Consider the following 5824-nt stretch of genomic DNA (forward strand, 5'->3'; position numbering starts at 1 on the left):
TTCACCGTTGATCAGCATCGAGATCGTGTTCATGGTGTGTCTCCGCGTGGGGGGCTCAGTAGCCGTGCATCTGGCAGAGCACGTTGGCGTACATGCCGCCGTCGGTGGGCACGTTGGTGCCCCGGATCCAGGCCGAGCCGTCCGACAGCAGGAAGGCCACCACCGGGGCGATGTCGGCCGGGGTGCCGGGCCGGTCCATGGTCTTCATGTCCTCTTCGGCGCGGGCGCCCAGGGTTTCGATGAAGTCCTTCAGGATGGGCGTGTCCACCGGGCCGGGGCTCACGGCATTCATGCGGATGCCGCGGTCGCGCCAGGTCCAGCGGTTCTGTAGGGTCCAGACGATCAGTGCCTCTTTGGAGAAGAAGTAGCTGCGCGCCCCCTCGATGCCGTGGGCCTGGCAGAAGGCGGGCACACCGTCAAAGTCCAGCGTGGCGCTGGCGTGGATCTGCGCCTGGGCTTCGGGCCAGCCCAAGCCGGCCAGCGAGGCCAGGTTGACGATGGCCGCGCCATCGGCCAGCTTGGGCACCAGCTGTGTGGTCAGGTACTTCAGGCCCACGAGGTTGACCTTGAGCACCGCCTCGGCCGGCCGTGTGGGCGGCAGCCCGGCGATGTTGGCCAAGCCATGGGCACCAGCCGGCAGCGCGGCCACCAGCCGGTCGATGGAGGCCTGGTCCGACAGGTCGGCCTGGAAGAAGGTGCCCACCACCTCGGCAGGGCGCTGAATGTCCACCGACAGCACGTGTGCGCCCAGGCGCTGGGCCAGCGCGGCGGTGGCCGCCCCAATGCCCGAAGCGGCGCCGGTGACGATGAGGGTCTTGCCTTGCAGCATGAAGGGTCTCCTGTGGTTCATGCGGTTCATGAGAAATCACAGGCTGCTTCGCAAAGCGGGTGCCAGGCTTCAAGCATCCTGGCTTGTTCAATGAAATCAATGGTTTGCGTGCTGTCGTCTGGTGGATACCCGAAATTCAAGGTGGTGACGTTGATCAATAATTGATGATCAAACATCAACGCGCTTTGCCGCCCATGCCTGCATCTCCCAAGCGCTTGTCTCTGGCTGAACTGCAACGCCGCGCCGGCCCCAGCCGCACCTTTGCAGACATCGACGAAGGCGCCACACCCACGCTGCGTGACCTGACCGAGAGCCTGGTGTTCTCACCCGGTGATGGCCGCATCTGGCTCAATGACCAGCGCATGGTGCTGTGGCGCTCGTCCACCTACGGCGCGCTGCGGCGCGAGCTGATCGCCACGCTGGGCCAAGAGCAGGCTCGCTCGCTGCTCACCCGCGTGGGCTACGCCGCCGGCGCCCGGGACGCCGAGCTGGTGCGCCAGACCTGGCCCGACAGCGACCCTGCCAACGCCTTCCACGCCGGCCCGCGCATGCACAAGCTCGAAGGCATCGTGCGGCCCGAGACCATCACTTTCGAGTTCGATATCGCGCGCGGCGACTTCTTTGCCGACTACTGGTGGCACGACTCCAGCGAAGACGACGAGCACATCGCCGCCTTTGGCATCGGCACCGAGTCGGCCTGCTGGATGCAGGTGGGCTACGCCAGCGGCTATGCCAGCGCTTTCATGGGCAAGCGCATCCTCTACCGCGAGGTGGCCTGCCGCTCCAGCGGGGCCGACGCCTGCCGCATCGTCGGCAAACCCGCTGACCAATGGGAGGGCCCGGAGGCCGAGGCCGATCTGCGCTACTTCGCCCCAGAGGCTTCGGCCCTGCATGTGCGTCGCCGCTTCAGCGCGCCGGTGTCCGAGGTCAGCCGGCCCCGTGCGGCGGCGGCCGGAGAGGCGCCCACTCAGCGGCTCATTGGCATTTCGTCGGCTTTCAGCGCGGCGCGGCACCTGATCGAGCGGGTGGCCACCACCAGCGCCACCGTGCTGTTCACTGGCCCGTCCGGCGCGGGCAAGGAGTTGTTCGCACAGACCCTGCACGAGGTGAGCCCGCGGCGTGAGGCCCCCTTTGTGGCCATCAACTGCGCAGCCATTCCAGACACACTCATCGAGTCGGAGCTGTTTGGCGTGGAGCGTGGCGCCTTCACCGGGGCCAGCGCCTCACGGCCTGGCCGCTTTGAGCGCGCCAAGGGCGGCACGCTGTTTCTGGACGAGGTGGCGTCCCTCAGCTTTGTGGCGCAGGGCAAGCTGCTGCGGGCCTTGCAGGAGCGCAAGGTGGAGCGCGTGGGCGGCACGCGGGAGATCGAGGTGGATGTGCGCGTGGTGGCCGCCACCAATGTGGACCTGCGTGAAGAGGTAGCCGCCGGCCGCTTCCGCGAAGACCTGTATTTCCGGCTCAACGTTTTTCCCATCACGCTGCCACCGCTCAAGGCTCGGCGTGACGACATCCCGCTGCTGATGGAGGCCTTCCTGCAGCGCTACGCCCGCCTGCACCAGCGCGAGGTGCCGGGCTTCACGCCACGGGCGGTGCAGGCCCTGCTGCAGTACGACTTTCCCGGCAACATCCGGGAGCTGCAGAACCTGGTGGAGCGCGGGGTGATCATGGTCGGGCATGACGAGCCCATCGACGTGCACCACCTGTTTCGCGGCGATGAACTGCTGGAAAGCCAAGGCCTGCTGGTCAACAGCGTGGGCAAGCTCATGGGGGCGCCGCAGGACGCTCCGGCGGCCTTGTCGGCGCTGGCCACCCCCGCGCCGCGCGGCCCCCGCGGTGCGGCCGCCGCCGATCCCGTTGCTGCTTCGCCCGCCGGGGGCGCCAGCGCCGCCGCCGAGGCCAGCCGCTACCGCAAGGCCTTGGTGGCCCACAAGTACAACGTGTCAGAGGCGGCGCGCCACCTGGGCCTGACCCGCGCCCAACTGGCCTACCGGCTCAAGCGCCACGGCATTGGCTGAGGGCAAGCCCCGGACCTGGCGTGCGTGGGTGGCCCGCCAGGTTGAATGCGCCGCCTTCCCCCCCCCGTCGACCGTGTTCCAGGCCTATGCGGTGCGGGAGGAGCGGGGGCTGGTGCAGGCGCGGCCGCGCCTGGGCGGCTAGGTGGCGCCGGCGCTGTTCCCCTTGGGCGCGCTGGCGCACTGCGGCACGCGGACCCTGCACCGCCTGGCCCTTCGTGATGTGCAGAACGGCCTTGGCCATTGGCGGCGGGGCCGAAGAGCCTGCGGCTCAGGCGAGGGGCCGCTCCAATTGGCAGAACAGGTCAAGCAACAAGGCGCGGGTCCACCGCAGCAGGGGCAGGCGCTCGTGTCGGCGGCTCCAGTGCAAAGACACGGTGAAGTCTCTGAGGGGCAGACCCGGCTCGATCAATCGGAAAGAGGCTCGGGGCTCGAAATTCAAGGCGATCTCCCGAGGCATCAGCACGGCCAGTTCCGTGCTCCGCAACAAAGCGGGCAGCGCCAGAAAATTGGAGGCCACCAAGCGCACCCGGTGCTCCAGGCGCAGGGCCTGAAGGATGCGCAGGGTCTCGCCATGTGAGCGGACCGCGACGAAGTCGAGTTGGGCCAGCTCCTCTGTTCCCACCACGTTTGCGCTGGCGCGTTTTGCCAAGGGGTGGTTGGATCCCAGCAGCAGAAGATACCGATCGGTGAGCAGCTCGATTCGCGCTGTGCTGGCGACCGTGGGCAGGAAGCCGATGGCGTAGTGCAGCTTCCCCTCTTCCAACCCGGCCGGGATGGCTTCGGGCGCCCAAGTTTGCGCATGGACTTTCACCAGGGGCGCACGCTGGCCCAGCGCTTCCATCAGGCGGGGCAGGAAACGGGCTTCCCCAATGTCGGTCAGGTGCAGGCGCAGTTCTGCAGACGACGTTCGCGGATCAAAGTCCGCCTCCTCCTCCAGCCCCGCTTCCAGTAGGGCCAAGCCTTCTTGCACGGTTCTGGCCAGCCGGTCGGCGCGGGCGGTGGGCTTGACGCCGCCGGGGGCCCGCTGGAAGAGGGGGTCGTTCATGGCCAGCCGCAGCCGCGTGAGCGCCTGGCTCGTGGCGGGCTGGGACAGCCCCAATGCCTCTGCGGCACGGCTGATGTTGCGAAGTCGGTAGATGGTGTCAAACAGCCGCAGCAGGTTCAGATCAAGTGACTTGATATCCATAGGATCAATGATCTTTAGTAGCTACATATTATTGATGGATAAGTGAGCGAGTTCGAGACTGTCATCACTGACGATGCCTGCCTCCATGAACTCCACTCCTCCCAACTCTGACGCGCTGCCTTTCCCTCCCCGGCCCACGGTGCGCCTGGCTGTGCTCCAGCTCATGCGCGAGCTCGGTCTGGACACGGTGTTTGGCAACCCCGGCTCCACCGAGCTGCCCATGTTCCGGGACTTTCCCGAGGACTTCCGCTACATCCTGGGCCTGCAGGAGTCGGTGGTGGTGGGCATGGCCGATGGCTATGCCCAGGTGACGCGCAATGCCTCGGTGGTCAACCTGCACTCTGCTGCGGGTGTCGGCCATGCCATGGGCAATGTGTTCACCGCCTTCAAGAACCAGACGCCCATGATCGTGACGGCTGGGCAGCAGTCGCGCTCCATCCTGCCGTTTGACCCCTTCCTCTCTGCCACCCAAGCCACCGAGCTGCCCCGCCCCTATGTGAAGTGGGCCATTGAGCCCGCCCGGGCGGCGGATGTGCCGCTGGCCTTGGCGCGCGCCTACCAGGTGGCCATGCAGCCGCCCCGTGGGCCGGTATTCGTCTCCATCCCCGCCGATGACTGGGAGCAGCCGAGCGACTGGGTGGCCCCGCACACCGTCACCCACGCGGTGGCACCGGAACCGCAGGCCATCACCCGCCTGGCGCAGGCGCTGGCGGCCAGCGCCTGCCCGGCCATCGTGGTCGGGGCCGGGGTGGATCGTGACAGCGCGGTGGGCCAAGTGGTTGAGTTGGCCGAGCGGCACAACATCGCCATCTATGCCGCGCCCATGAGTGCCCGCTGCAGCTTCCCGGAGCGGCATCGGCTGTTCCAGGGCTTCCTGCCGGCCTACCGCGAGCGCATCGTCGATCGGCTGCAGGCCCATGACCTGATCCTGGTGCTGGGCGCCCCGGCCTTCAGCTACCACGTCGAAGGCGCGGGCTGGCATGTGCCGCCGGGCAGCACCTTGTGGCAGATCGTCGATGACCCGCAGGTGGCGGCCTGGACACCCCAGGGCCACAGCATCGTGGCCAGCCTGCACCTGGCGCTGGATGCGCTCCTGAGCCAGTCGCCCGCCGTGGCGCGGCCAGCACCCGCACGGCGCACGGCGGCGCCGGTGGCCGAGCCCAGCCTGCCGATGAGTGTGGCCTATGCCCTGCAGACCCTGGATCAGCTGCGTGGTGCTGACGATGTGGTGGTGGAGGAAGCCCCCGGCTCGCGCGGTGTGATTCAGGCCTGCCTGCCCATGCCTGGCGCCGACAGTTTCTACACCATGGCCAGCGGCGGCCTGGGGCACAGCATGCCTGCGGCGGTGGGCGTGGCCCTGGCGCGGCGCAAGCTGGGTTTGCCGGGCCGGGTGATCGGACTGATCGGTGATGGCTCCAGCATGTACGCGATCCAGGCGCTGTACAGCGCCGCCCAGCTGGCCTTGCCGCTGACGTTTGTCATCTTGAACAACCGCCGCTACGCCGCGCTGCAGGACTTTGCGCCGGTGTTTGGCTATGCCCCTGGCGAGAAGCCCGCCGGCACCGATCTGCCGGATCTGGACTTTGTGCAACTGGCCCAAGGCCAAGGCCTTCCCGCGTGCCGTGTCGAACAGCCGGACCGCTTGCGCCAAGCCCTGGCCGACGCGCTGCAGGCCGACGGGCCGTGCCTCATCGAACTGGTCGTGGCCTGACGCCGGGCACGCCAGCCATGCCCTCACAACGTTTTTGACGGAGACAAGACATGAACACGATCTCGATGCTGATCAACGGCGAG

At 67.7% G+C, this 5824-nt stretch carries 5 protein-coding genes; 2 read left to right on the plus strand and 3 right to left on the minus strand.

Features of this window, described 5'->3' with window-relative positions; all coding sequences use genetic code 11:
- Positions 1-55: 55 nt before the first annotated feature.
- On the minus strand, positions 56-829 hold the full coding sequence (locus tag G3A44_RS22950) for a coniferyl-alcohol dehydrogenase (RefSeq protein WP_163460078.1): 774 nt from the start codon (positions 827-829) through the stop codon (positions 56-58).
- 26 nt (positions 830-855) lie between these two features.
- Entirely contained in the window at positions 856-1005 is a 150-nt protein-coding gene (locus G3A44_RS22955) for a hypothetical protein (protein WP_163460079.1), read from the minus strand.
- Positions 1006-1023: 18 nt separating this feature from the next.
- Between G3A44_RS22955 and G3A44_RS22960 the strand changes: the two genes are divergently transcribed.
- Positions 1024-2844, plus strand: coding sequence for a sigma-54-dependent Fis family transcriptional regulator (locus G3A44_RS22960; RefSeq protein WP_163460080.1), 1821 nt, complete (start codon positions 1024-1026; stop codon positions 2842-2844).
- Positions 2845-3112: 268 nt separating this feature from the next.
- Here the strand turns inward: G3A44_RS22960 and G3A44_RS22965 are convergent, their stop codons facing one another.
- Positions 3113-4030 carry a LysR substrate-binding domain-containing protein gene (locus G3A44_RS22965; protein WP_163460081.1) on the minus strand — a complete coding sequence of 306 codons (918 nt, stop codon included), beginning with the start codon at positions 4028-4030 and terminating at the stop codon, positions 3113-3115.
- Between the two features lie 85 nt (positions 4031-4115).
- Here G3A44_RS22965 and mdlC point away from each other — a divergent pair, with 85 nt between their 5' ends.
- On the plus strand, positions 4116-5741 hold the full coding sequence (gene mdlC / locus G3A44_RS22970) for a benzoylformate decarboxylase (RefSeq protein WP_239062063.1): 1626 nt from the start codon (positions 4116-4118) through the stop codon (positions 5739-5741).
- The last annotated feature ends 83 nt before the right edge of the window (positions 5742-5824 follow it).

This window comes from Ideonella livida (assembly GCF_010499455.1).
Classification (GTDB): domain Bacteria; phylum Pseudomonadota; class Gammaproteobacteria; order Burkholderiales; family Burkholderiaceae_C; genus Ideonella; species Ideonella livida.

Coding starts and splice junctions, on each gene's coding strand:
- G3A44_RS22950 (WP_163460078.1), bottom strand. CDS start 829: ATGCTGCAAGGCAAGACCCTCATCGTCACCGGCGCCGCTTCGGGCATT.
- G3A44_RS22955 (WP_163460079.1), bottom strand. CDS start 1,005: ATGTTTGATCATCAATTATTGATCAACGTCACCACCTTGAATTTCGGG.
- G3A44_RS22960 (WP_163460080.1), top strand. CDS start 1,024: ATGCCTGCATCTCCCAAGCGCTTGTCTCTGGCTGAACTGCAACGCCGC.
- G3A44_RS22965 (WP_163460081.1), bottom strand. CDS start 4,030: ATGGATATCAAGTCACTTGATCTGAACCTGCTGCGGCTGTTTGACACC.
- mdlC (WP_239062063.1), top strand. CDS start 4,116: ATGAACTCCACTCCTCCCAACTCTGACGCGCTGCCTTTCCCTCCCCGG.